Annotated in this window: 24 protein-coding genes; 20 read left to right on the top strand and 4 right to left on the bottom strand. The window is 39.8% G+C overall.

Features of this window, described 5'->3' with window-relative positions; genetic code table 11:
* Window positions 1-145 precede the first annotated feature (145 nt).
* The 9 genes from ftsA (at window position 146) to ACFW0C_RS04460 (ending at window position 9,565) form a co-directional block, all read left to right on the top strand.
* On the top strand, window positions 146-1,585 hold the full coding sequence (gene ftsA / locus ACFW0C_RS04500) for a cell division protein FtsA (protein ID WP_378105752.1): 1,440 nt from the start codon (window positions 146-148) through the stop codon (window positions 1,583-1,585).
* 23 nt (window positions 1,586-1,608) lie between these two features.
* Window positions 1,609-2,877: a cell division protein FtsZ gene (gene ftsZ, locus ACFW0C_RS04495; protein WP_290490785.1), complete on the top strand. Its 1,269-nt coding sequence runs from the start codon at window positions 1,609-1,611 to the stop codon at window positions 2,875-2,877.
* Between the two features lies 1 nt (window position 2,878).
* Window positions 2,879-3,559 (top strand): YggS family pyridoxal phosphate-dependent enzyme, encoded by a 681-nt coding sequence (locus ACFW0C_RS04490; protein WP_378105749.1) that lies wholly within the window; start codon window positions 2,879-2,881, stop codon window positions 3,557-3,559.
* 15 nt (window positions 3,560-3,574) lie between these two features.
* Complete coding sequence (locus ACFW0C_RS04485; protein ID WP_378105746.1) at window positions 3,575-4,147, top strand: cell division protein SepF; 573 nt, start codon at window positions 3,575-3,577, stop codon at window positions 4,145-4,147.
* Complete coding sequence (locus ACFW0C_RS04480) at window positions 4,140-4,391, top strand: YggT family protein (protein WP_378105744.1); 252 nt, start codon at window positions 4,140-4,142, stop codon at window positions 4,389-4,391. The genes ACFW0C_RS04485 and ACFW0C_RS04480 overlap by 8 nt, the downstream gene beginning before the upstream one ends.
* 102 nt (window positions 4,392-4,493) lie before the next feature.
* Window positions 4,494-5,285: an RNA-binding protein gene (locus tag ACFW0C_RS04475; RefSeq protein ID WP_378105742.1), complete on the top strand. Its 792-nt coding sequence runs from the start codon at window positions 4,494-4,496 to the stop codon at window positions 5,283-5,285.
* Between the two features lie 12 nt (window positions 5,286-5,297).
* Window positions 5,298-6,209: a DivIVA domain-containing protein gene (locus tag ACFW0C_RS04470; RefSeq protein WP_378105741.1), complete on the top strand. Its 912-nt coding sequence runs from the start codon at window positions 5,298-5,300 to the stop codon at window positions 6,207-6,209.
* A gap of 355 nt (window positions 6,210-6,564) precedes the next feature.
* The gene (ileS, locus tag ACFW0C_RS04465) at window positions 6,565-9,351 is read left to right on the top strand and encodes an isoleucine--tRNA ligase (protein ID WP_378105739.1); all 2,787 of its coding nucleotides are present in this window, start codon (window positions 6,565-6,567) and stop codon (window positions 9,349-9,351) included.
* Between the two features lies 1 nt (window position 9,352).
* Window positions 9,353-9,565, top strand: coding sequence for a cold-shock protein (locus ACFW0C_RS04460; RefSeq protein ID WP_016897652.1), 213 nt, complete (start codon window positions 9,353-9,355; stop codon window positions 9,563-9,565).
* A gap of 179 nt (window positions 9,566-9,744) precedes the next feature.
* Here ACFW0C_RS04460 and ACFW0C_RS04455 read toward each other — a convergent pair whose 3' ends face one another.
* The 3 genes from ACFW0C_RS04455 to ACFW0C_RS04445 form a co-directional block, all read right to left on the bottom strand.
* Window positions 9,745-9,990, bottom strand: coding sequence for a GlsB/YeaQ/YmgE family stress response membrane protein (locus ACFW0C_RS04455; protein ID WP_378105737.1), 246 nt, complete (start codon window positions 9,988-9,990; stop codon window positions 9,745-9,747).
* Between the two features lie 102 nt (window positions 9,991-10,092).
* Window positions 10,093-11,298, bottom strand: coding sequence for a toxic anion resistance protein (locus ACFW0C_RS04450; RefSeq protein ID WP_378105736.1), 1,206 nt, complete (start codon window positions 11,296-11,298; stop codon window positions 10,093-10,095).
* A gap of 12 nt (window positions 11,299-11,310) precedes the next feature.
* Window positions 11,311-11,946: a 5-bromo-4-chloroindolyl phosphate hydrolysis family protein gene (locus tag ACFW0C_RS04445; RefSeq protein WP_378105734.1), complete on the bottom strand. Its 636-nt coding sequence runs from the start codon at window positions 11,944-11,946 to the stop codon at window positions 11,311-11,313.
* A gap of 273 nt (window positions 11,947-12,219) precedes the next feature.
* On the opposite strand from ACFW0C_RS04445, the gene ACFW0C_RS04440 reads away from it, so the two are divergent.
* The 8 genes from ACFW0C_RS04440 to ACFW0C_RS04405 all read left to right on the top strand — a co-directional run bounded on the left by ACFW0C_RS04440 (window position 12,220) and on the right by ACFW0C_RS04405 (window position 20,384).
* Window positions 12,220-12,765: an NUDIX hydrolase gene (locus ACFW0C_RS04440; RefSeq protein WP_378105732.1), complete on the top strand. Its 546-nt coding sequence runs from the start codon at window positions 12,220-12,222 to the stop codon at window positions 12,763-12,765.
* Between the two features lie 12 nt (window positions 12,766-12,777).
* Entirely contained in the window at window positions 12,778-13,638 is an 861-nt protein-coding gene (locus ACFW0C_RS04435; RefSeq protein WP_378105729.1) for a hypothetical protein, read from the top strand.
* Window positions 13,639-13,678: 40 nt separating this feature from the next.
* Window positions 13,679-14,368 carry a 5'-methylthioadenosine/adenosylhomocysteine nucleosidase gene (locus ACFW0C_RS04430; RefSeq protein ID WP_378105728.1) on the top strand — a complete coding sequence of 230 codons (690 nt, stop codon included), beginning with the start codon at window positions 13,679-13,681 and terminating at the stop codon, window positions 14,366-14,368.
* A 222-nt stretch (window positions 14,369-14,590) separates the two neighbouring features.
* Entirely contained in the window at window positions 14,591-15,202 is a 612-nt protein-coding gene (rpsD, locus tag ACFW0C_RS04425) for a 30S ribosomal protein S4 (RefSeq protein ID WP_003143535.1), read from the top strand.
* 254 nt (window positions 15,203-15,456) lie between these two features.
* Window positions 15,457-17,172, top strand: a complete 1,716-nt coding sequence (locus ACFW0C_RS04420; RefSeq protein WP_378105726.1) for a septation ring formation regulator EzrA — start codon at window positions 15,457-15,459, stop codon at window positions 17,170-17,172.
* Window positions 17,173-17,417: 245 nt separating this feature from the next.
* On the top strand, window positions 17,418-18,563 hold the full coding sequence (locus ACFW0C_RS04415) for a cysteine desulfurase family protein (protein WP_378105887.1): 1,146 nt from the start codon (window positions 17,418-17,420) through the stop codon (window positions 18,561-18,563).
* 13 nt (window positions 18,564-18,576) lie between these two features.
* Window positions 18,577-19,794, top strand: coding sequence for a tRNA uracil 4-sulfurtransferase ThiI (gene thiI, locus ACFW0C_RS04410; protein WP_378105724.1), 1,218 nt, complete (start codon window positions 18,577-18,579; stop codon window positions 19,792-19,794).
* Between the two features lie 95 nt (window positions 19,795-19,889).
* Window positions 19,890-20,384, top strand: a complete 495-nt coding sequence (locus tag ACFW0C_RS04405; RefSeq protein WP_378105723.1) for a peroxiredoxin — start codon at window positions 19,890-19,892, stop codon at window positions 20,382-20,384.
* A gap of 72 nt (window positions 20,385-20,456) precedes the next feature.
* On the opposite strand, the gene ACFW0C_RS04400 is transcribed toward ACFW0C_RS04405, so the two are convergent.
* Window positions 20,457-20,627, bottom strand: a complete 171-nt coding sequence (locus tag ACFW0C_RS04400) for a MerR family transcriptional regulator (protein ID WP_378105721.1) — start codon at window positions 20,625-20,627, stop codon at window positions 20,457-20,459.
* 241 nt (window positions 20,628-20,868) lie between these two features.
* On the opposite strand from ACFW0C_RS04400, the gene gndA reads away from it, so the two are divergent.
* Genes gndA through ACFW0C_RS04385 form a run of 3 tightly spaced genes read left to right on the top strand, consistent with a single transcriptional unit; the run spans window position 20,869 to window position 24,583 of the window.
* On the top strand, window positions 20,869-22,302 hold the full coding sequence (gndA, locus tag ACFW0C_RS04395) for an NADP-dependent phosphogluconate dehydrogenase (protein ID WP_378105720.1): 1,434 nt from the start codon (window positions 20,869-20,871) through the stop codon (window positions 22,300-22,302).
* A 44-nt stretch (window positions 22,303-22,346) separates the two neighbouring features.
* Window positions 22,347-23,054: a response regulator transcription factor gene (locus tag ACFW0C_RS04390; protein WP_003143523.1), complete on the top strand. Its 708-nt coding sequence runs from the start codon at window positions 22,347-22,349 to the stop codon at window positions 23,052-23,054.
* The gene (locus ACFW0C_RS04385; protein ID WP_378105716.1) at window positions 23,054-24,583 is read left to right on the top strand and encodes a sensor histidine kinase; all 1,530 of its coding nucleotides are present in this window, start codon (window positions 23,054-23,056) and stop codon (window positions 24,581-24,583) included. Before ACFW0C_RS04390 ends, ACFW0C_RS04385 begins: the two co-directional genes overlap by 1 nt.
* Window positions 24,584-24,634 lie beyond the last annotated feature (51 nt).

Genomic DNA, 24,634 nt, shown 5'->3' with positions numbered 1-24,634 from the left:
AAACGTCATCACCATTGATAGACCGTGACTATGCCAACAATTTCTATGAGAAAGTCGCGGTAATTCCGTTGGTAATTAGTACCGTCTATGTTAAAATAGTAACGATACGATTAAATATTAAATTTTCTAGGAGGTTTCAATAAACATGGTTCAGCCAGAAATTTTTGCAAGTTTAGATATTGGAACCACTTCAATAAAAGTAGTAGTTGCAGAATATGTAAACCAACAAATTAATGTTATTGGAGTAGGTCACGAGCGCTCACAAGGACTCAGTAGAGGTGTGATTGTAGATATTGATAAGACTGTTGAGTCTATCAAGCGCGCGATTAAAAAAGCCGAACAAAAAGCTAATTATACGATTAACGATGTCATTGTAGCTGTCCCAAGTAATCAAGTGAATATCGAACCTTGTTACGGTATGATCGCCGTGTCAAATGATAACAGAGAGATTACAGATAAGGACGTCAAAAATGTCTTAGCGGCAGCAAAAGTTCGTTCAGTACCAGCTGAAAGAGAAATTATTTCAGTGATGCCGGAGGAATTCATTGTTGATGGCTTTGACAACATTAAAGACCCACGTGGTATGATTGGTGTCAGACTAGAGTTATACGCTAGCTTAGTTACTGGTCCAAAAACACTCGTTCACAACATTCGTCGTTGCGTGGCGATGGCAGGTTTGAATATTCGTGACCTAGTTGTTCAATCTTATGCAAATGCATACGCTGCGATGAGCAAGAGTGAACGTGAATTTGGGACAATCTTAATTGACATGGGTGGCGGACAAACAAGTGTGTCTGTATTCCACGATGATCAATTGAAATTTGCGACAGTTGACCACGAAGGTGGGGAACTTGTTACAAAAGATATCTCAACTATATTGAATACCTCAATTGAAAACGCTGAACAAATAAAATTAGAATATGGCTATGCCCTACCTAAAGATACGAACGATTCAGAATTCTTCCCAGTTGAAACGATTGGTAAGGTGAATCCAGAACGTGTGAGTGAGCATTACTTAGCTGAAATTATTGAAGCTCGGGAACGTCAAATATTCGAAACATTGAAAAAACCTCTAGATAAAATCGAAGCCTTTGCTTTACCAGGTGGTATTATTGTGACCGGTGGGGCAGCATCATTACCTGGTGTATTAGATTTAGCTGAAGAAGTGTTTGGACATGAAGTGCGTTATTACATCCCAGAATATGTTGGTTTGCGTAACCCAATCTTTACCACAGCTGTTGGTTTAATTCAATATGTGGCACAATTGGATGATATCCATCATTTAGCACAAGATAACGGGCAACAAGTAAAAGTCGCTCCAACTACTCGGACTAGTCAACCAGCACCTGCTCGTAGTGAACCAGTTGCTAGCACAAAGCAAACAGAATCAGTTGACAATTACAAGCAAGTAAATGATGATAGTGAAAACGATAAACCTAGCGTATCGCCTTCTAATACTGAACAAACTTATTATGAAGAAAGACCAGCTAGCCAATACGATGAATTAAATGACGAAACTGAAACGGGCGAAGAAGAAAGCCCAGTTGATAAAATTAAAAATTTCTTCAAAGACTTTTTTGTTTAATTTAATTACCAGGAGGATATAAAATGGATATGGAATTCGAATACGAAAACATGGATATGAATAACGCATCAATCAAGGTAGTCGGTGTCGGTGGTGGTGGTAACAACGCGGTTAACCGTATGATCGAAGAGAACGTACGTGGCGTTGAATTTATCGTAGCAAACACTGATACACAAGCTTTGAAAAACTCAAGAGCTGATATTAAAATCCAACTTGGACCTAAATCGACTCGTGGTTTAGGTGCTGGTGCTCAACCAGAAGTTGGGGCTAAAGCTGCTGAAGAATCAGAAGACCAAATCCGCGAAGCATTACAGGGTGCTGACTTAATCTTCATCACTGCCGGAATGGGTGGTGGTACTGGTACTGGTGCAGCGCCAATCGTAGCCCGTATCGCTAAAGAGGAAATCGGCGCTTTAACTGTTGGTGTTGTAACTCGTCCGTTCACTTTTGAAGGACCAAAACGTGGTCGCTCTGCTGCTCAAGGTATCGCAGAAATGAAACAACATGTGGATACTTTAGTAACTATTTCAAACAACCGTCTATTAGAAATCGTTGACAAGAAAACACCTATGCGTGAAGCATTTGGTGAAGCTGACAACGTATTACGTCAAGGTGTTCAAGGTATCTCTGACTTGATTACGGCACCTGGTTACGTAAACTTAGACTTTGCTGACGTTCGTACAGTAATGGCTGACCAAGGTACTGCTTTAATGGGGATTGGTGCTTCTACTGGTGAGAACCGTACAGCTGAAGCAACTAAGAAGGCTATCTCATCTCCATTATTAGAAGTGTCTATTGATGGTGCTGAGCAAATCCTATTAAACATTAAAGGTGGCGACGACTTAACATTATTCGAAGCACAAGATGCAGCGGATATCGTGGCAGCAGCTTCTTCTTCAGAAGTAAATATCATCTTTGGTACTACAATTGCTGAAAACTTAGAAGACGAAGTTATCGTAACGGTGATCGCAACTGGTATTGATACAGAAAAACGTCGCGATGAAAAACGCGCTAAACGCTCTGGTGGCCACTCAGCTTTCCAACAAAGTTCAGGTCGCGACTTCGCTAACCAACCAGACAACTTTAAAGAAAAACAAGTGACTGAACGTCGTCAAGAAGAAAACCGGGACGTATTCAGTGATTTCGACAGCAGCCGTTATGAAGATTCAAACCGTTCGCGCAGAACTTTTGATGACGCACCATCTGCACCTGTAGAAAATGATTACGCATCAAACAACTCAGATGATGATGAATTAGATACACCACCATTCTTCAGAAAGCGTCGTCGTTAATATGACAATTCGCAATAACTTGCAGTCTATTGAAGACATTATTGCAAATGCACAACAATCATCAGCGTTATCATCAAATGATGTGACGCTGATTTGTGTTTCTAAGTACCATTCAATAGATGAAGCAAACACAGTATATGATGCAGGTGTGAGACATTTTGCAGAAAATCGTCCAGAAGGCTTCCAGGAAAAATCTGCTGCTATGGCAGACGATATTGTATGGCATTTAATTGGCACCTTACAAACCCGTAAGGTTAAAGATGTCATTAATGACATCGACTATTTCCATGCTCTTGACCGGATTAAACTGGCCAAGGAAATTGACAAGCGGGCGGACAAGGTTATTAAATGTTTCCTACAGGTCAATGTTTCTGGCGAGGAATCTAAGCACGGTATTGCACCAACTGAGATTGCTGCCTTTATCGAAGCAGTGGCAGAGTTTCCTAAAGTAGAGATTGTGGGCTTGATGACGATGGCGCCGATTGATGCTAGCGAGGAAGAAATTCATGGCTATTTTGCCAACTTACGTCAATTGCGCGACCAAGTGCAAGCTTTGGATAAAGACTATGCACCGTGTCAACATTTGAGCATGGGGATGTCAGGTGATTACCCGATTGCAGTAGCTGAGGGCGCTGATTTTGTCAGAGTAGGTTCAGCTATATTTAACACAGAAACCGAGTAAACGGAGGTGTCCAATATGGGTTTTAAGGACTTTTTTGCAAATTTCTTTGACAATGAGGATGATTTTGAAGAAGACTACTATGAGCAAGAGTCGGTTGATACTAGTGATTCAAAGCAGTTTGAAGCGCCAGTTGCTGAAAATCCATCTAAAGCTGCTCAGACCAGTCGAACAAACTTTACATTTGAACAACCAACTAAGGAGCAAAACAAAACGATGGCAAACGATGCAACGCGAAATAATGTAGTGAATTTAAGTGAGTCTCGTAAAAACGTGGCAACTGTAGAAATTTTTAAACCTCGCATTTTTGCTGAAGCTGAGCGAATCAGTCAATCACTTTTGGGTGGTAAATCAGTGGTTTTAAACTTGGCACAAATGTCAGATGAAGATGCACGTCGATTTGTCGATTATATGACAGGTGTTGTATATGCCATTAATGGCGACTTACAACGTGTAGCCACTGACGTATTTATTGCCGTTCCAGAAACCGTACAAATTGAAGGTTTGTATGAAGAATACACAAATACACATGGCAAGGCTTCTCGCGACCGTGGTAATATTTGGGATCGAGAGGGGGAAAGTCGTGAATAATTTAGTGAACATTCTTCAAGATTTAATCTATGTCTATACACTAGTGTTAGTGATATATGCTTTATTATCTTGGTTCCCAGGAGCTAGAGATTCTAAATTTGGTCAAATCATTGACCGACTAGCATACCCATATTTATCATTCTTTGATAATATCTTGCCTAGTTTAGGAGGTATTTCATTTTCAGTGATTGTGGGTGTAATTGTCTTACAATTAGCTTCTAATGGCTTAAATATTTTACGTTAACTTAACAACAATAACTTTTCAATCAAACGGGTAGGTCTAGGTATCTACCCGATTTTTTTGTATAATAGAACTAAGTAATTGATAGAAAGGGATGGACAACTCTTGGCAAACTATGAAGTTTTACAACACTTTCAACCAGACGAACATGCCTTTGTTGAAAAAGTGACAGACTGGATGAATCTGGTCTTAGACCAATATGCACCGGTAGTAACCCCGTTCTTGAATCCAAGAGAAGTGGCCATTGTATCAATGATCATTGGCCAAGACGATGAAATTCATTATGAATTTTTTGGTGGCTATCCGAATGCGGAGAATCAACGGTGTGTACTAGCGCCGACTTATTACGAAATTCAACCGGCTGATTTTGAAATTACCCCCTTTAATATTCATTATGCCAGCAAGTTCAATACGATTGAGCACCGGCAAATTCTTGGCACAATTCTAGGACAAGGGGTTGAACGTAACCGTATCGGAGATATTATCCAGGCTGGGGAGAAATGGCAATTCTTTGTCGATGAAAAAATCGCCGATTTTCTTAGCTTTGAAATGGATAAGATAGGTGGCTCGAAAGTCAAGTTAGTAAAAATAGATCATTTTGACCAAATTATTCAACCAAAATCTGACTGGCAACCCATGGAAATCACACTTTCTTCATTAAGATTTGATACGATAATTTCAGATGGATTTAGAATTCCAAGAGCGAAGGCCAAGTCACTGATTGAGGGTGGCGCTGCTAAACTCAATTGGGCACAAGTGCAAGACGCGAAAAGGCAGTTAAATCCAGGGGACATTGCTTCAGTACGAGGCTATGGCCGATTGAAGTATGTGGCTACCCAAATGGAAACCAAAAAGGGTAAGATTAGAGTAGCGATTGAGATCATTAAAAACAAATAGGAGGCCCATTTTATGCGCGCATCAGAAATTAAAAATATGAAATTTAAACAGAAAATCTCAGGTTACGGTAAAGCTGAGGTAGATGACTATTTGAATAAAGTCCGTGTCTCAATGGAGAAGTTAGAGGAACAAAATAAATCATTACAAGACCAATTAAACGAAGCGAATAAAGAAGTGGATGCTGCCCACCGTAAGGAAGCGACAGTTAACCGTTCGATTTTTGTGGCCCAAGAAGCAGCTGACCGTTTGCGTGAAGAAGCGTTAAATGAAGCTTCTTTAATTGTAGAAAGAGCTGAAGAGGAAGCGCGTCGCTTACTTGCTGAAGCGGCTGAAAAAGCGGCTGTAATCAATACGGAAACAGATAATTTACAAGAAGCAGCTCGTACTTACTTGCACCAATCTTTTGGTATGATTTTACAGGCCAAAGACATGTACGAAGACCCACGTTGGGAGAACTTATTCTTTGAAAAACCAGTTGGTGAAGTGCCAACCCCACAATTAGATGAAGTGGTGAAAGCTTATGATCTGCCAGTACGGTCAAATAAAGGCGAAGCAATCTTTGATGCAGCGGCTGACAAAGCTGAAAAAGAGCAACGTAAAGAAGAGTTCTTTAACAATGATATTCCAGCCATCGCGCCAGTTTTTAGTAGTTTCAAAGACAGTGAGCCTGTAGTAGAGAAAGCAGAAACAAGTGCTGCAGGAGAAAATGCTAGCGAATCTGTAGAAATTGCTTCATCAGAAACCACTGGTTTAGAGAATACACTTGATCCGTCTGAAGAAACACAGGCGGTAGCATCTGAAACTACTGATCACACTGCTACAAACCAACCAGCAACTGATGCCCAAGATGTGGCAGACGAACTGGTACAATCTGAGTCAACAGAAACTGATTTGACCAATTCATCAGATAAATCTGAAGAATAATCAGGAGATTTTCCGCGACAAAAGTTGTTTTTACAATACTTTTATAGTAATATTATGACGTATGGAAATAGAACACGTAGAGTGGAACACAATAAATAATGTAATTGATCGAAAGAGAATCTATGTTAGCTGCGAATTAGAGCGAGAAAAGTTATTTATTATCATCCAGGAGTAGTTTGTTGAACAGGTAATGCATCATTGCCCAAGTAGGTAAACCGTTGACCGCGATAAAGTCATTGAGTGTATATCGCATTATTTGTGATAGACAAAATCTGGGTGGTACCACGGTAGCTTCGTCCCTTTTGCGGACGGGGCTTTTTTTATTTCTAGGAAATCGATTAGGGGGCATTACGCGATGAAAATGAAAGAAACATTAAATTTAGGAAAAACAAAATTCCCAATGCGCGGTAATCTACCTGTTAAAGAGGTAGAGCGCCAAGCTGAGTGGAACGAAGAAGACGTATACGCACAACGTCAGGAAAAAAACAAAGATAAAACACCTTGGGTCCTACATGATGGTCCTCCATATGCAAACGGGAACATTCATATTGGACATGCCATGAATAAAATCTCTAAAGATATTATTATCCGTTCAAAATCTATGTCTGGCTTCCGTTCACCTTACGTACCAGGCTGGGATACGCACGGTTTACCAATCGAGCAAGCCTTAACCAATTCAGGTGTTGACCGTAAGTCAATGACAGTTGCTGAATTCCGTAAATTATGTGAAGAGTACGCTTGGAAACAAATTAACGGCCAACGTGATGACTTCAAACGTTTAGGTGTTGCGGGTGACTGGGAGAACCCATACTTAACATTAGCACCAGAATTTGAAGCGCAACAAATCCGTTTATTCGGTGACATGTATGAAAAAGGCTTGATCTATAAAGGGGCTAAACCAGTTTATTGGTCACCATCTTCAGAATCTACTTTGGCTGAAGCTGAAATTGAATATCAAGACGTTGAATCACCTTCAATCTACGTAGCCTTTAAAGCACGTGATACAAAAGGCAAATTACCAGAGAATACAGAATTCATTATCTGGACAACAACACCTTGGACTATTCCATCTAACATGGCTATCGCTGTAAATCCAAACTTTGAATACTCTGTAGTCGCTGTTGCTGACCGTAAATTTGTGGTTGCAACTGACTTAGTGAATAGCCTAGCAACAGAATTAGAATGGGTAGATTACACAGTTGAAGGCGAACCAGTTAAAGGGACTGACTTGGAGTATATGGTTGCTGAGCATCCATACTACGACCGTGACTCATTACTAATCTTAGGTGACCATGTAACAACTGAATCAGGTACTGGTTTAGTCCACACGGCGCCTGGGCACGGGGAAGATGACTACTTTGCGTCATTGAACTATAAGTTAGACGTTCTATCACCATTAGATGACCAAGGTCACTTCACGGATGAAGCACCTGGTTTTGAAGGTGTCTTCTACGAAAAAGGTAACGAGATTTCAATCGAAAAAATGAAAGAAAATAATCGTTTACTAAAACTAGATTACTTCTCTCACTCTTACCCACATGACTGGCGTACGAAAAAACCGGTTATCTACCGTGCAACACCACAATGGTTCTGTTCCGTAGAAAAAATCCGTGAACGGACTTTAGACGTCATCGATAATGAAGTAAAATGGTGGCATCCATCTGGTCAAACACGTATCTACAATATGATCCGTGACCGTAAAGACTGGGTAATTTCACGTCAACGTGTATGGGGTGTACCATTGCCAATCTTCTACGCAGAAAATGGCGAACCTGTATGTACACCAGAAACAATCGAACATGTAGCCAACCTATTTGACGAATTCGGTTCAAATGTCTGGTTCGAGCGCGAAGCGAAAGACTTGTTACCAGAAGGCTTTACGCATCCAGCATCGCCAAACGGTGAATTCACTAAAGAGATGGACATCATGGATGTATGGTTTGACTCAGGTTCATCTCACCATGGCGTATTACGCACACGTGAAGACCTTACATTCCCAGCTGACATGTACTTAGAAGGTTCTGACCAATACCGTGGTTGGTTCCATTCCTCACTATTAACATCAGTTGCAGTGAACAATGAAGCACCATACCGTTCAGTTCTTTCACAAGGTTTTGTTAACGATGGTGAAGGCCGCAAGATGTCTAAATCAATTGGGAACACGGTGTCACCAAACGACGTCATCAAACAACGTGGTGCAGATATTTTACGTTTATGGGTATCTTCAGTAGATACTTACTATGATGTCCGAATTTCTGACGATATCTTAGGACAAGTTGCTGAAAACTACCGTCGTATCCGTAATACTGCACGTTTCTTACTAGGAAACTTGTATGACTTTGATGTGAAAAAAGATGCAGTAGCCTATGAAGATCTAGCATCAATTGACCAATACATGATGAACCGTCTAAACGAAATGGTGCGCAATGTACGACATGCATACGATACTTTCGACTTTATGACAGTCAACCATGAAATCACTAACTTCCTAACTTTAGATATGTCTAACTTCTACTTAGACTACGCTAAAGACGTTGTTTACATTGAATTACCAGAATCAGCAAAACGTCGTAACATGCAAACAGTTATGTATGCAGTGGCTAAAGCTGTAACGACTTTACTGACACCAGTTATTCCACATACAACTGAAGAAATCTGGACATACCTACAAGAAGAAGAAGCATACGCGCAATTAGCTGACTTCCCTGAAGTGGTAACTTATGACAATGCAGAGGCCTTAGAAGAAAAATGGTCTGCTTTTATGGCCTTACGCTCTGATGTCAATAAATCATTAGAAACGGCTCGTGAAGAAAAAGTAATTGGTAAATCATTACAAGCGAAATTACATATTTATGCCAATGGAGAAACTAAAGCATTACTTGATAGTGTCGGCGAAGAATTAGCGACGTACTTGATGGTATCGCAATTAGAAATCCATGACATTGCAGAAGCCAGCGCAGATGCTACAGCCTACGACGGTTACAGTCTAGCGATTGAACATGCACATGGTGAAACATGTGACCGTTGTCGCGGGGTTTACGAAGAAGTTGGTACAATTGAAGCAGCACCGCACTTATGTGCACGTTGTGCAGACATCGTCATCAACCACTATCCTGAAGCTTTAGTTGAAGAGGAGAATTAAGATGACCTATTACGGCATTGTAAAGACTTTTAATGAAAAAGAAGGCTTTGGATTTATCGAGTTACCAGATTTTCCAGAAGAAGATGATATCTTCGTGCATTTTTCAGCTTTACGGCACTTAGACCAGACTTCATTAGAAGTGGGTCAAAAGGTGCAGTTTGAAATTGCCCAAGGAAAACGTGGTCCTCAAGCAGTGAACATTGAACTAGGCTAGTGATAGCTAAGTAAATAACATAGATAAAGCGGTAGCGATTAGACATTAGGTCTTAGTCGCTACCGCTTTTTCACTTTTTTCGCTTCCACGTCAAATGTGTCAGATGAATGAAATAGCGGGGATTCAAAAAGGGCGCCGAACCAATTGATTCAACGCCCTTTATTGATTGTATAATTAAACTAGTTTAAACGTTTTAAGACAAAGTTTAATACTAAGATTAATACGATAGATCCGATTAGGGAAGGGATAACTGCATATCCACCAATTACAGGACCAAAGTCTTGTAAGAAAGTAGATCCTACCCAAGAACCTAACATACCACAAATAATGTTACCGATAACGCCCCCTGGAACATCTTTACCTAGGATTGCACCTGCACCCCAACCAATAAGTCCACCGACGATTAAAGACCATAACCAGCCCATGATAATTCCTCCATTTCATTTTGTATTGGACCTGTTGTCCATATATACATTTTAACATATGGATTAAATCAGATGAAATGATAACACTCTAAAATAGTCATTTTATTTTTTTTGACCGCCATTAAGTAAATGTTGTTTTAATTCATTTTCCATTTGTACCATTTCGCGTTCAGCTTGCAGACGTTTAGCCCGACCTTCTTCTTGAATTTGCATGGTTTCAGTAATGGTATCGATCAGGTTTTGTTGTGAATGTTTCAAGGTTTCAATATCTACAACACCACGTTCAGACTGTCTTGCTGTTTCAAGTGATGATTGTTTCAACAATTCAGAGTTCTCTGTTAACAATTGGTTAGTGGTATCTGTAACAGCGATTTGTGCATCCAAAGCATCTTTTTGACGGTAAAGGGATAATTGGATAGCAATTTGGTTTTTCCATAAAGGAATGGCTGTATAAATAGACGATTGGATTTTCTCAGCCAAGTTTTGGTTGGCATTTTGAATTAAACGAATTTGAGGTGCTTGTTGGATGGTAATTTCACGTGTTAACTCCAAGTCGTAGATTCGTTTTTCAAGTCGGTTAATAAATTGCTCTAAGTCGGCAATTTTTTGGATGGTCATTTGGTCATGTTCACTCGTTACCTGACTCTTTAAGGCTGGGAGCTCTTCTTGGCGTAGTTGTTCTGCTTTGATTTGAGCAGCAGCGATATAGACATTTAAGGCTTCGAAGAAATCCAAGTTTTGTTGGTATAAACTATCCAGTTGTAGGTTGTCATTTAATAAACCATTCTTTTGACGGGTTAGGTGCCCAGCGATTTCATCAATTTGGTAGCCAACTTTTTGATATTTGGCATTCATTTCATATAAAGAGGCCTTTTGTTTCTTAAACCAACGTTGAATGCGGTTCTGCTTTTGGTTGGTCAATTGGCTTGGGTCAGTATCATTCAAGCGGGCTAATAATTCACGCAACTGTTCGCCAACAACGTCTAAGTCCTGGTTTTGTACTTGAGCGATGATTTGGTGCGAGAAATCACCGATTTGTTTTTGGGCCATGGCACCATACGAAACGATTGATTGGCTGTCGCTAGCATCAATTTTTTCAGATAATGCCTGAGCTTGGTCTTGGCGGTCTTTAGATAATTGTTGGTAAATCGTCTGTTCCATACCCGTTTCTTCATCGGTATTCGCCAAGTTTTCTAAGGGCGAATTGGCTAAAGTCGCATCTTGGAAGGGGTTGGCGATTAAATCATCTACTGATTTAGAAATATTATCCGATTGTTTGTTTAATGGTTGGTTTTTGTCTTCTGTCATCTTGGTTCTCCTTTACTCAGGTTCATTACTGAAGCTATCGAATAAACTTTGCGCTTGCTGGGCCAAGTCTGCGATTTCCTCACGTAAACTGGTTAACTTTTGAATTTTTCGTGGCGATTTATCCATTGATTGATTAATCGCCATATATTGTTCAAGTGCGCCCTTTAAATTTGGGAGCACATGATATAGGAAATCGGTCGCATGGCTTAAACGATCTGGCGCTTTTGTAATGGCTTGGAAAAAACTTTTCAATACTTTGCTTGTATCATACCGTTTGAATACCATATTTAAATGGGTATTGTAGTTTTCATACCCCAAGATGGTTTCGATATTATCCAAGGCTTCAGCCATTTCGGACCGGAAAAAATGAATCTCTTGGTCAGTTAAGTCAGCTTCCCCATAGATGGCTTTTCTTGATTTGGGCACCCGTCCTAGTTTATATTTTTCACGGTTGCTTAGGTGGGTAGCGATATTTGCCGTATAAATATTATTGATCACAAAGACTAAGAAAGATAGTGCCAACACCCAGAAGGTAATTTGATAATAGGGGGCACCAAATACAAACAATAGAAAAATGATTGTCACGTTCATCGGCCAGTAAAAGGGATATTGACCAATTTTTGCGATGTATTGAAGTGGGCGATTCATGTTTAGTCACTCCTTTGATTGATTTAATTCCATTATATCGGACAGGTTATCAATCAACATCGGCCTCTAGTCTTATTTAAAAATACTAGTCTATTCCTATAGAATAGGAGCAAGTTGAAAAGGTAAATAAATCCCTAAAATTTCGCCTTCTAACCCATATTTTAGATAAAAATGCTAAAATGAAGTGGAGTAGCCATCAAAATCACAAGCTAAAATACAGTAAATATACATATAACAGTAAAGTACAAATATAATGTTTAAGAAAGGTTGATCATGATGACATTTGGTGAAAAAACAATTAAGAAAGAAACCTTATATAAAGGAAAAATTCTAAACTTAGAGAAACATCAAGTCCGTTTGCAAAATGGTGAACTTGCAGATCGTGAACTCATTTTCCACGGACCGGCAGTTGGTATCTTCGCCCTAAAGGACGATAAAATTGTATTAGTTCGTCAGTATAGAAAAGGGATTGAAGCAGTTAGTTTAGAGGTACCAGCTGGCTTAGTAGATCCTAATGAAGATTTATTGGTGGCCGCTAAACGAGAATTTGCGGAAGAAACGGGTATGGCTGGTGAAAATTGGCAGCAACTAGACGGGTTCTATGTGACGCCAGGTTATAATGATGAATTCATTCAAATGTATGCCTGCCAAAATGTTACTGACTTACCAGAACCGCCCGCACAAGACGACGATGAAAATATCGAACTCGTATACCTGGACTTTGACCAAGCGAAAGCAGCCATTGCCTCAGGAGAAATTTCAGATATGAAGACCATTTACGCCATTCAATATTGGCAAATGTTAACATTACAAGGATAGTAGGTGACATATATGACGCCAGATGAAGAACCACAATTAACACGTGCACAGTACCGAGCCTTGAAAAATAAAATTGACCACGTCAGCAAAACGGGTAGTGAAATTGCAGACGAAATACAAGAAAATAAGCGACCAGGTGAATCAACGACATATGATACATCTCGTGATGCACGTCACAAAAAATCAGCAGCCTTTAACCACGATGCAACGTCGGGTAATACCCAAGTTTTTAAGCGGGAGGAAGACTTTGATGCGCCAAGGAAATTTTCTGCGGATATGCTTAACCAGGCTTTATATGAAAAGAAGCGTCAGGAGGCAAAAGGTAGTCGGGGAAAATCCAGCTCAGCTGACCAGGCATCTAGACCTGAACGACCAAATTCCAATAGATTAAATCCAAATTCTTCTGCGGCAAACCAAGGACCAAATGACCGCAATTATGCTGGTCAGGGCGATTGGACCAACCAAGACGACCATGTGGTGACGGCTGCTAGAACGTCGACGCCACTTGCGGAAGAGCCCTTAGTAGCAGAGACTACTAAAGAAAATAAAAAACGGCTGTCATTTAGACAACGCCTTTTTGGTCCTTCAGAGGAAGTATTAGAAGCTGAAAGAGATGACGACATATTAGTAAATGATAATGAAGGAATTGGCCAATCACAACCAGCTTTTGTTGGTACAAGTTATGCTGAAGCAAATCCGGAAAAGGCAAATCAGTTTGGTCAACATACAGGTCAAGTAGATGCGGATGGTAAAGAGGCTAGCAAAGGGAAGTCATTCTTCGGGCCAACTAAAATTGACCGTTTCTTAAATATCGCGATTATCCTGTTAACCCTAGGGATTATCATTTTGACCGTCATCGCCTTTTATGTTTAATTAAGTTAAATCAATTCAAATAGAGGAGAGTATATTATAGATGAAAGTTGCAATTATTTGCCCAATGGAAGAAGAAATTGGTTATTATAAAGAACACCTGGGCCTAAGTGCTAGTGAAATTGTTGGGTCAACAGAAGTATGGACAACATCCTACGAAGGGCACGAGATTGTTGTAGCCCGTTGCGGGATTGGGAAAGTGAATGCTGCAATCGCGACGACTTTAGTTGCCCAAACGAATCCAGATTTAATCATCAATACCGGGTCAGCGGGGGCCCTAGCACCAGACCGTCAAATTGGGGATATTGTCATTGGGGAAGCCACCATGTACCATGACGCGGATGCCCGTGCGTTTGGATATGAATTAGGCCAAGTTCCTACAATGCCAGCCCGTTACAAGGCACCAGAAAACTTGATCCAAGACTTTTTAAATGCTTATCATGAGACAGATTTAACAGCTACGAGAGGATTAATTCTAACGGGTGACCAATTTATCGCCGATACAAACAAGGTTAATGACTTGTACCAAATCTTCAGAGGAGCCCAATGTGCTGAGATGGAAGGGGCTGCAGTTGCACAAGTAGCCAACCAGTTTGGAATTGATTGTATTGTTATTCGAGCGATTTCTGATACCGCTCAACAAGACGCTAATGTGGTTTTCGATGAATTTGTTGTGACGGCAGGGCAAAATGCCGCTAAAGTGACGCTGAACTATTTAAAACATTTAAATTAAGTTATCATTGACGAAGCTCAATAATAATGGTATGATGGACTGCGTGTAAAATAATGCAGCAAAATTGAAGCAAGCTCGTCAACATTTCAACCACTGACAACCGTCAGTAAGCCAAGTAGTCTGCGGCTGCAGAAGACGAAAGCGCTAAGGTGAAATGCACGAATGCGGTCAATTTAAAAGGTTATTTTACTCCAAAATTTTATTTTTATGGAGGAATATATAATGTCTCGTTTTACAGGATCTAACTGGAAAGTTTCTCGTCGTTTAGGTATCTCAATCTCAGGTACTGGTAAAGAAATCGCTCGTCGTCCATACGCACCAGGTGAACATGGTAACGGTCGTCGTGCTAAATTATCTGAATACGGCTTACAATTACAAGAAAAACAAAAATTACGTTTCATCTACGGCATGAACGAAAAGCAATTTGCTAACTTATTCGTTCAAGCTGGTAAAATCAAAGAAGGTAAACACGGTGTTAACTTCATGATCTTACTAGAACAACGTTTAGATAACGTAGTTTACCGTTTAGGTTTAGCGACTACTCGTCGTCAAGCTCGTCAATTAGTAAACCACGGTCACATTACTGTAGACGGTAAACGTGTTGATATCCCATCATTCCGCGTTCAACCAGGTCAAGTAATCTCTGTACGTGAAAAATCTAAAGACGTTAAAGTAATTAAAGAAGCGGTTGAAGGCTTATACGGTCACGTACCTTACGTACAATTCGACGCTGAAAAATTAGAAGGTTCTTTAATTCGTTTACCACAACGTGACGAAATGAACCAAGAAATCGACGAATCTCTAGTCGTTGAATACTACAACAAATTAATCTAATTTTAGATGATTTGTTATTGAAAAGGTCGGACTTAGTTCCGGCCTTTTTATTTACTGTAGAGACGAATGTGGTCATATTGCTAGCAAAACTATATTTTGGGAAAAGGGTTTCAGCAGTAAACTGTTCAATGGATTGATTTGAAATGCAATTTTAATATAACGCATATTTTTTTTGTTTATATTATGATAATATAGGGGTTAAATAACCTTTAAAAATTTTTATAAAATATCAACGGATAGAAGGAGGCGTGCGTGTGCCGTTTTTAATAGCATTGCTAATCTTAATTATATTGGTATTACTTGGTTACGGCCTAATTTATTATCTAGGACGTAAACAAACTCAAGCCAATATTGAATTAGATGAACAAAAACAAGAGATTATGTCTACTCCGGTGGCGGACAAACTATATACTCTGCGCAACAAGAATGTTTCGGGAGCAACGCGTAGAGTATACGAGAGTGAACAAGCAAAGTGGCAAACCATCACTCGTTTTCGTTTACCAGAAATCGAGGCAGCATTAGTTTCTGCCCAAGATTACACGGATAAATACAACATCGTTAAAGCAAGAAGTGTTGCAGACGAAGTAGAAACTATCCTGGAAGAAACGAAGGATGAAGTGAATGGCATCAACGACCGATTAACTGAAATATTAGCCAGTGAAAAAGCGTCTGAAGACAAGCACGAAGAAACTTATGACCGCTATGCAGCCTTACGTAAACAACTGCTGGCACACGGCTATAAATTTGGCGATGCCCTTGAAACCTTAGAGCACCATTTAGCTTATATCGAACTTGATTTCACTAAATATCACCAACAAATGAATGATGGTGATTTCTTAGGCGCTCAAGAAGCACTGGTACAAATCGATGCTGACTTGAACGAATTAGAGCAAATGATGGAAAAAATTCCGAATTTGTATACCAAGTTAAACGAAGAATATGTTGAACAAGTGGCCGATATGCAACAAGGTTTTGCACATATGGAAGAGGAAAAATTCCAATTCCCAATTGATGTTGATATTCCAAAAGAAATTTCTGCCTCTGAAAAGAAAGTGGCCGAAGCTAAAAAGGCTGTGTCAGATGCAGACTTGACCCAAGCTTCTGAACTAATGGAAGCTGCTGGGGTACAAATTGACCATACGTATACTTTGATGGAGAAAGAAATTGCTTCAAGAGAGTATATTGGGAAAAACCAAGGTACTGTTCAACGCCGGTTGGAACAAGTAACACAAAGCAACCGCTATGGAGCATTAGAAATTGACCGTGTAGCGCAAAATTACCTATTGTATGACAATGAAATGGGTAAAATGCAAGAATACGCCGATCAAATTGAACGCCAAAAAGACGTGTTGAAAACAACAGATGATCAATTAGCAGAACACCAAATTGCTTATTCAGATATGGAAACACGTTACCGCGAAATTTATGATCAGTTAGCTGAAATTGACAAAGGTCAATCGGCGATTGTTGTGGCTTTGGCTAACTTACGCCAAAGAGAGCGCGATGCGCGCGATGACTTATACATGTTCGAACTTGATTTACGTAACATCAAGCGTTCAGTAGAAATTCATCATCTACCAGGCTTGCCTAATGAGTACTTAGATTATTTCTTCGATACAAGCGATCGCATTGATCAATTGTCAGAATCATTAAACCGCGTGAAATTAGACATGGTGGAAATTGAAAATCTAACCGATCAAATTGCCAAGGCGATTGAATACTTGGATGAGGAAACTGAAAAACAGGTCCGGGCTGCCCAATTAACCGAGTCAGCGATTCAATACGCGAACCGTTACCGTCCGCAACATCCAGAGTTGAACGCGGTAATAGAACGGACATATTATTTATTCGATAAAGAATTCTTATATGAAGACGCCTTTGAAAATATTGCCCGAGCGGTTGACCAAATTCAACCAGGGGCAAGACAAGAAATCATTCAGCAGTATGACCAAGAAAATCAAGTAAGCTAATTTTAGAAAGGACCGAGACATGTGCTCGGTCTTTTGCTTTTTTGCTCAGCAGTAGCCATTTGTCAACTATAAGATCTAACTTGGAAAAGGGATGAATCCAGGATAATGAGCGGGTATTTATTTTTCAGATAGAGGCTGTCAAATTAAGGATGGTTACATTGGGACCAGCTACTTGCAATTTGTGATTCATGGCTATAATATGTTAAGAGTTGAAAAGGGAAAAGGAAGGAACAACCATGTCAGAAATGATCTATTTTGATAACAGTGCAACGACGAAAATTGCGCCGGAAGCACTACAAACAATGACACAAGTTATGCAAACATATTACGGTAACCCGTCTAGTTTGCATAAGTTGGGGACTGAATCAGCGAAACTGTTAAATTCAGCGCGTAAACAAGTTGCCGACTTGCTAGGTGCGCAATCACCGGAAATCTTCTTCACCTCAGGTGGTACGGAGTCGAATAACTGGGCCATCAAAGGAACCGCGATGGAAAAGGTGAAATACCACGGTAACCACATTATCGTTTCAAGTGTAGAACACCCATCTGTCCGCAATACCATGGAGACCTTGAGGCAAAAAGGCTTTGAGATTACCTATCTGCCGGCTGATAAATCAGGGAAAGTCCATGTTGAAGATGTGGCTGCGGCAATCAAGGAAACGACGATTTTGGTATCTGTCATGGCAGTCAATAATGAGATTGGTGCTATTCAACCGATTGCTGAAATTGGTGATTTGTTAGAAAGTTATCCGACTATCCATTACCATGTTGATGGCGTGCAAAGTATCGGGACTTTTGAAAAACCATTAATCCATGACCGTGTTGACTTGATGAGCTTTTCAGCCCACAAGTTTAATGGCCCACGTGGTATCGGTATTTTATATAAGAAACAAAATCGTGTAATTAGTCAGTTGCTTGATGGTGGTGGCCAAGAAATGGGCCAACGGTCAACAACTGAAAACTTAGCAGGGATTGCAGCGACTGCCAAAGCCCTTCGAATGGCCCTAGCTGAAGCCAAGGATATGAAAGCCAAAGAAGTAGCTATGCAAGAAAGATTACGCGCTTTTTTCGCTGAACATACAGACCTTGTCCAAGTCTTTAGTCCTGAAGATGCAGCGCCACATGTCCTATGTTTCGCTTTAAAAGGCGTTCGCGGTGAAGTGATGGTCCATGCATTGGAAGATGAGGATATTATTGTGTCTACCACTAGTGCCTGCTCAAGTCGTGCGGTCAACAATAGCTCGTCTACACTTGGGGCGATGAAGGTGGATCCAGTTTGGGCTAAACAAGCTATTCGTTTAAGTTTTGGTAAGGAAAACACCATGGCTGAAGTAGACCAATTTATCGAGATATATACGAAACTAATGAAGAAATTTGAACGTATTCAATAATCCGGGAGGTAATATGAAAGAAATAATTATGATTCGCTACGGTGAATTATCAACGAAGGGGAAGAACAAGCGTAAATTTGTGGCGACTTTAGCGCGCAATATCCGTGAAGCCTTGAGTGAATACCCAGAAATTAAAATCAACCAACAATATGACTTTATGTTCATGGAATTAAACGGGGCCCCTCAAGATGAGGTCCTTGGTAGTTTGGAAAAAGTATTTGGTATCCAAAGTTTCTCACCAGCAATCGAATTAGAACGCGATTTCGACTTACTAAAAGAAGCGGCCGTAAAACTAGTCAAGGCAGAAATCGCGAAGAATGGCGTGCAAACTTTCAAAGTGGCAACATCGCGTTCAGACCACAACTATTCAATGGATACAAACGATGTTAACCAAGCCTTGGGTGGCTTTTTGGCGGAAGAATTCCCTGAATTAAAAGTTCAAATGAAGAAACCAGATTTAACTATACGTGTCAAAGTGCGCGAACAAGATTTCTTAGTGTCGTCAGAATGGATTAACGGGGCTGGCGGATTACCAGTAGGGACATCTGCGAATGCAGTATTGATGTTATCAGGTGGGATCGATTCACCGGTAGCCGGATATTTAGCCATGAAACGTGGGATACGGATCACGGCTGTCCATTTTGCCTCACCACCATACACCAGTCCACAAGCCTTAAATAAAGCCAAGGACTTGACGGAAAAACTGACGAAATTTGGTGGCTGGATTAACTTTGTGGAAGTACCATTTACGGAAACTCAGGAAGCCATTAAAGAGCATGTAAACCCAGCTTACTTGATGACCATTACCCGCCGGATGATGATGCGTATTTCAGATGAATTGCGAAAACAATACAATGACTTAGCGATTATAAACGGGGAATCGATTGGCCAAGTGGCGTCACAAACATTAGAATCAATGTTTGCCATTAATGAAGTGACTTCAACGCCGATTATTCGTCCAGTTGTTGCTATGGATAAATTGGAAATTATCGATATTTCGCAAAAAATTGATACGTTTGATTTATCTATTCAACCATTTGAAGACTGCTGTACCGTCTTTGCGCCACCATCACCAAAAACTAAGCCCAAATTGGATGATCTTGCCTACTACGAGGCAAGATTAGATATTGAAGGTTTGGTACAACGGGCTGTTGAAGGTGCAATGAGCGAGAAAATTATGCCTGGATCGCGCAGCGAGGAAGATTCCGACGCCTTCAGCGACTTATTATAATGTAAGAGCTAACCCTTTTGAATTGAGTTCTCCTCAAAGTTATTGTTATACTGTTGATAGACTTAAGTTAATCAATCAAAGGAGGAATTAACATTATGGCAACTGTTACATTTAAAGGCGAAGCTGTAGAATTAGAAGGTACTCCGGTGGAAGTAAACCAAGCGGCACCTGATTTTGATGTGAATGAAGTAGATGGTGGCAAAGTAAGTAAAGCGGACTTTGCTGGTAAGGTACTTTTATTATCCGTTGTACCAGATATTGATACATCTGTATGTTCTATCCAATCAAACCGTATCAGCGACTATGCTAAACAAGCTGGTGAGGGCGTAGAAGTTGCAACAGTATCTATGAATACTGACGAATCTTTATCTAACTGGAAAGCTGAAAATGATTCAGATATGCGTATGTTAAACGATGCAGCAGCATTCGGTAAAGACTACGGTATCTTCTTACCAGAACTAGGTAAATTAGCACGTGCGATGTTCGTTATCGATACTGAAGGTAATGTTGTTTACAAAGAAATTGTTAATGAAGTAACAAACGAACCAGATTACGAAAGTGCTATTCAAGTAGTTGACTCACTAGCGTAAGAAAAAATAGATAGTAAAAAAGGAGGTGTGACGCTTTTGTCACACCTCCTTTACTATTAAATTCAAATTATATTACATACCAAAATAGCTATACAAGGCAAATCCTAAGGACAAGACTACTGATGATAGCATCAAGACTAACATGATCCAAGTAAAGATTTTACCGGTTTTCTTGTCTTTTTTATTGTACATTTTATCGAAGCCACGTTTTTCTGGTGTATGTTTTTTTGGATTTTTGCGCATATCAATACTCCTCATTTTTAATTCTCGACCATTATAACACAAAAGGATATTGCTTTCTTTCGGTATCTTCTAAATGAAATTTTTCAAGATAGTGGTATAATAAGAAGTGAATTATGAATAAGCGCTAAAAATAAGCGTTAAATTTACTATGATTATGATGAGATACTTTTAAATTATGAGATTATTTGATACTATATGAAAAGGTTTTATCATCAAGTTGTTACCTTAAGGAGGAAAATAAATGACTGAAGCACATATTGGTGTTGTCGGAATGGCCGTAATGGGCAAGAACTTAGCGTTGAATATCGAAAGCCGTGGATACACGGTGGCTGTATTTAACCGTACTACCAGCAAAGCAAAAGCTGTTGTAGATGAAAATTCAGATAAAAACTTAGTTTTCACTGAGACTATGGAAGAGTTTGTGAATTCATTAGAAAAACCTCGCCGTATCTTATTAATGGTACAAGCAGGTAAAGCAACAGATGCAACAATCAGTCAATTAATGCCATTATTAGATAAAGACGATGTCATTATTGATGGCGGAAACACATTCTTCCAAGATACAATTCGTCGTTCTAACGAAATTGACGGTTCTGGTATCCACTTCATTGGTATGGGTGTTTCTGGTGGTGAAGAAGGTGCACTTAAAGGCCCTAGCTTGATGCCAGGTGGTCCTAAAGAAGCTTACGATATTGTTGAACCAATCTTAAAACAAATCGCAGCTAAAGCGCCTAGCGATGGCGAACCATGTGTAACTTACATCGGCCCTAACGGTGCTGGTCACTACGTTAAAATGGTTCACAACGGTATCGAATACGGTGACATGCAATTAATCGCTGAAACATACGATTTATTACGTCGTCATTTAGACTTACCTGTAACAGAAATCGCTGATCATTTTGCAGATTGGAACACTGGTGAATTAGACAGTTTCCTAATCGAAATTACTGCTGATATCTTGACAAAACATGATCCAGAAACAGGTAAACCAATGGTTGACGTGATCTTGGACCGTGCAGGTAACAAAGGTACTGGTAAATGGACTTCTCAATCAGCATTAGATGTTGGTGTACCATTACAAACAATTACTGAATCAGTTTATGCACGTTACATTTCAGCATTGAAAGACCAACGTGTTCGCGCTTCTAAAGTGTTAGCTGGACCAGAAGATACAGCATTCGAAGGCGACAAAAACGACTTCGTTGAAAAAATCCGTAAAGCTTTATATTTCTCTAAAATCATGTCTTATGCGCAAGGTTTCTACCAATACCGTACAGCGTCAGAAGAATATGATTGGAACTTGAACTATAAAGAAATCGCAGCTATTTTCCGTGCTGGATGTATCATCCGTGCAGGCTTCCTAGAAAAAATCATGGACGCTTACGAAAACAATGCTGACTTAGAAAACATCTTATTGGATGAATACTTTATGGATATTGCTAAAGAATATCAACAAGCAACTCGTGAAGTAGCAGCAGAAGCAATTAAATCTGGTATTCCAGTACCTGGTTTCACATCTGCCTTGTCATACTACGATAGCTACCGTTCAGAAACTTTACCAGCGAACATCATTCAAGCTCAACGTGACTACTTTGGTGCGCATACTTATGAACGTGTTGATGCTGAAGGTTCTTACCACTTATTATGGGATAAAGAAGAACAAATCGATGCTTAATTTTGGGTTTGCCCATGAATTTGTGCAGGAAATAGGGTGAAATTATGAGTGAAGAAAAAGCAAAACGCATCTTAATCGTTGAAGATGAAAAAAACTTAGCGCGCTTTGTTGAATTAGAACTTAAACATGAGGGTTACGAAACAGAACTTGCTAAGGATGGTCGTATTGGGCTTGAAAAAGCCCAAGAAGGCAACTGGGACTTAATCTTGTTAGATTTAATGTTGCCAGAAATTAACGGGATTGAAGTGTGTCGTCGTTTACGACCAACTTCAGATGTGCCGATTATCATCATGACGGCTAGAGATTCAGTTATTGACCGTGTATCAGGTTTTGACCACGGTGCCGATGACTATATCGTTAAGCCGTTTGCGATTGAAGAATTATTGGCACGTATTCGTGCATTACTTCGTCGCATTGATATCGAAGAAGAACAACAACACAGAAAACAAACGAAAGTAACTTTCCGTGACCTTTCTGTTGAAAAAGAAAATCGTATCGTTCGCCGTGGCGAAGAGATTATCGATTTAACAAAACGTGAGTACGAGTTATTGGTGATGTTAATGGAGAACGTTAATGTTGTATTACCTCGTACAGAATTATTAAATAAAGTATGGGGCTATACAACTGAAGTTGAAACCAACGTTGTAGATGTTTATATTCGTTACTTACGAAATAAAATCGACGTGGATGGTCAACCAGGTTACATTCAAACTGTCCGTGGTACGGGCTATGTAATGAGGACCCCAGAATAATGTTTAATAGCGTTTTAAATGATTTTAAAACAAAACTGCAGCACCCATTTTCATTAATTTGGAAGTGGGGCTTAGTTTTATCTAGCATGTTTTGGTTGGCCTTGAGTGTGAGCCCCATCATTTCAAATATTCAAGAACAACAAGCGCTAGAAGAAGACTATGTGGCTGAGGTTACACAAATTGACACGTATTTACAAACCTATCTAAATTCCTTAGCATCGCGCCCAGCTTCTGAAGTGCGTGAAGGATTCCAATCACGGATTGCCATTGAGAATATTTCATTAGAAGATTACTTGAATGAACATAACGTGAAAATCCAAGTTTATAATGCAAATGGTAACCTGGTTTATAATTCAGGGACAACTGTAGATAGTTACTCAACTAGTAGAACGACAGGTCGAACTAGATCCAACGAAACTGGTGACTTCCTGACTTATCAATTACTATATGATGGTTCTGAACAAATTGGGTATTATTTTGCGACGTTCGATTACCAATCAGTCGCCGATCAGCTATCTGAAAAACGAACTGAATTAATCATCATAGCGGGCGTTAATTTAATTATCGCCGTTATCGCTGGACTTGGTGTAGCTTATTTCTTTATTCAACCGATTCAAAAGATGAAACGGTTCTTAAAGAACATCACTGCGGATAATATTGCTGACCGTCGTTTGAACGTATCAGAATACCGAGGTGAAATTACTGAAATTTCTGAAAGTATCAACCAGATGCTAGATCAAACGAGTGAGTATATTGACCAACAAATTCACTTTGTGGAAGATGTTTCTCATGAGTTACGAACACCCGTAGCCATCATCGAAGGGCATTTAAACATGTTAAACCGATGGGGTAAGGATGATCCAGAAATTCTTGAAGAGTCCCTATCAGCCTCTGTAAATGAGTTAGAACGGATGAAGGTCCTCGTGCAAGAGATGTTAGATTTATCTCGAGCGGGGCAAGTGGATACGCAATATTTTGACAAGACGACGTTAATCAATGAAGTGATCAATCAAGTTTTCCAAAACTTCAAGGTCCTTTACCCAGACTTCCAATTCTTCTTGGAAAATGACTTGCGTCGTAATTATGAGATTCAGATTTACCGTAACCATCTTGAACAAATCCTAATTATTTTATTGGATAATGCTGTTAAATATTCAACTGACCGCCAAGAAATCCATATTTCTGTTGCGACCAATGCCGTTGATTATATTGAAATTGCCATCCAAGACTTTGGTGAGGGGATGTCTCAAGAAGACCAAAACCGTATCTTCAACCGCTTCTATCGGGTGGATAAAGCGCGGTCGCGCGAACGTGGGGGAAATGGTCTAGGTTTATCTATCGCTAAAGAATTAATCAAAGGGTACAAGGGTTCTATCTTTGTAGAGAGTGAGCTGGGCAATGGGTCGATTTTCCATGTTCGTTTCCCAATCTTGAATACCTTAGATGAAATTTCAGCAGCTGACCGTGAAAGAATTGATCAGTTGTTGGAAGAAGCAGCAAATGATGATGATAATAATTTAATTAAATAAACTATAACAGGGCCTTATGCTAGTAAGCGTAAGGTTCTTATTTTAATATAT

This window comes from Aerococcus sp. NPDC058936, from assembly GCF_042741995.1.
Classification (GTDB): domain Bacteria; phylum Bacillota; class Bacilli; order Lactobacillales; family Aerococcaceae; genus Aerococcus.
Note: the sequence above shows the minus strand (reverse complement) of the source record. Positions and strands in the feature narration are given on the sequence as shown.

What these genes read in the sequence shown, in the direction of transcription:
- ACFW0C_RS04455 (WP_378105737.1), bottom strand. Translation starts at nt 9,990, where the DNA reads ATGGGCTGGTTATGGTCTTTAATCGTCGGTGGACTTATTGGTTGGGGT.
- ileS (WP_378105739.1), top strand. Translation starts at nt 6,565, where the DNA reads ATGAAAATGAAAGAAACATTAAATTTAGGAAAAACAAAATTCCCAATG.
- ACFW0C_RS04450 (WP_378105736.1), bottom strand. Translation starts at nt 11,298, where the DNA reads ATGACAGAAGACAAAAACCAACCATTAAACAAACAATCGGATAATATT.
- ACFW0C_RS04435 (WP_378105729.1), top strand. Translation starts at nt 12,778, where the DNA reads ATGACGCCAGATGAAGAACCACAATTAACACGTGCACAGTACCGAGCC.
- ACFW0C_RS04490 (WP_378105749.1), top strand. Translation starts at nt 2,879, where the DNA reads ATGACAATTCGCAATAACTTGCAGTCTATTGAAGACATTATTGCAAAT.
- ACFW0C_RS04400 (WP_378105721.1), bottom strand. Translation starts at nt 20,627, where the DNA reads ATGCGCAAAAATCCAAAAAAACATACACCAGAAAAACGTGGCTTCGAT.
- ftsA (WP_378105752.1), top strand. Translation starts at nt 146, where the DNA reads ATGGTTCAGCCAGAAATTTTTGCAAGTTTAGATATTGGAACCACTTCA.
- gndA (WP_378105720.1), top strand. Translation starts at nt 20,869, where the DNA reads ATGACTGAAGCACATATTGGTGTTGTCGGAATGGCCGTAATGGGCAAG.
- ACFW0C_RS04440 (WP_378105732.1), top strand. Translation starts at nt 12,220, where the DNA reads ATGATGACATTTGGTGAAAAAACAATTAAGAAAGAAACCTTATATAAA.
- ACFW0C_RS04485 (WP_378105746.1), top strand. Translation starts at nt 3,575, where the DNA reads ATGGGTTTTAAGGACTTTTTTGCAAATTTCTTTGACAATGAGGATGAT.
- ACFW0C_RS04405 (WP_378105723.1), top strand. Translation starts at nt 19,890, where the DNA reads ATGGCAACTGTTACATTTAAAGGCGAAGCTGTAGAATTAGAAGGTACT.
- rpsD (WP_003143535.1), top strand. Translation starts at nt 14,591, where the DNA reads ATGTCTCGTTTTACAGGATCTAACTGGAAAGTTTCTCGTCGTTTAGGT.
- ACFW0C_RS04430 (WP_378105728.1), top strand. Translation starts at nt 13,679, where the DNA reads ATGAAAGTTGCAATTATTTGCCCAATGGAAGAAGAAATTGGTTATTAT.
- ACFW0C_RS04390 (WP_003143523.1), top strand. Translation starts at nt 22,347, where the DNA reads ATGAGTGAAGAAAAAGCAAAACGCATCTTAATCGTTGAAGATGAAAAA.
- thiI (WP_378105724.1), top strand. Translation starts at nt 18,577, where the DNA reads ATGAAAGAAATAATTATGATTCGCTACGGTGAATTATCAACGAAGGGG.
- ACFW0C_RS04445 (WP_378105734.1), bottom strand. Translation starts at nt 11,946, where the DNA reads ATGAATCGCCCACTTCAATACATCGCAAAAATTGGTCAATATCCCTTT.
- ACFW0C_RS04460 (WP_016897652.1), top strand. Translation starts at nt 9,353, where the DNA reads ATGACCTATTACGGCATTGTAAAGACTTTTAATGAAAAAGAAGGCTTT.
- ACFW0C_RS04470 (WP_378105741.1), top strand. Translation starts at nt 5,298, where the DNA reads ATGCGCGCATCAGAAATTAAAAATATGAAATTTAAACAGAAAATCTCA.
- ACFW0C_RS04385 (WP_378105716.1), top strand. Translation starts at nt 23,054, where the DNA reads ATGTTTAATAGCGTTTTAAATGATTTTAAAACAAAACTGCAGCACCCA.
- ACFW0C_RS04415 (WP_378105887.1), top strand. Translation starts at nt 17,418, where the DNA reads ATGATCTATTTTGATAACAGTGCAACGACGAAAATTGCGCCGGAAGCA.
- ftsZ (WP_290490785.1), top strand. Translation starts at nt 1,609, where the DNA reads ATGGATATGGAATTCGAATACGAAAACATGGATATGAATAACGCATCA.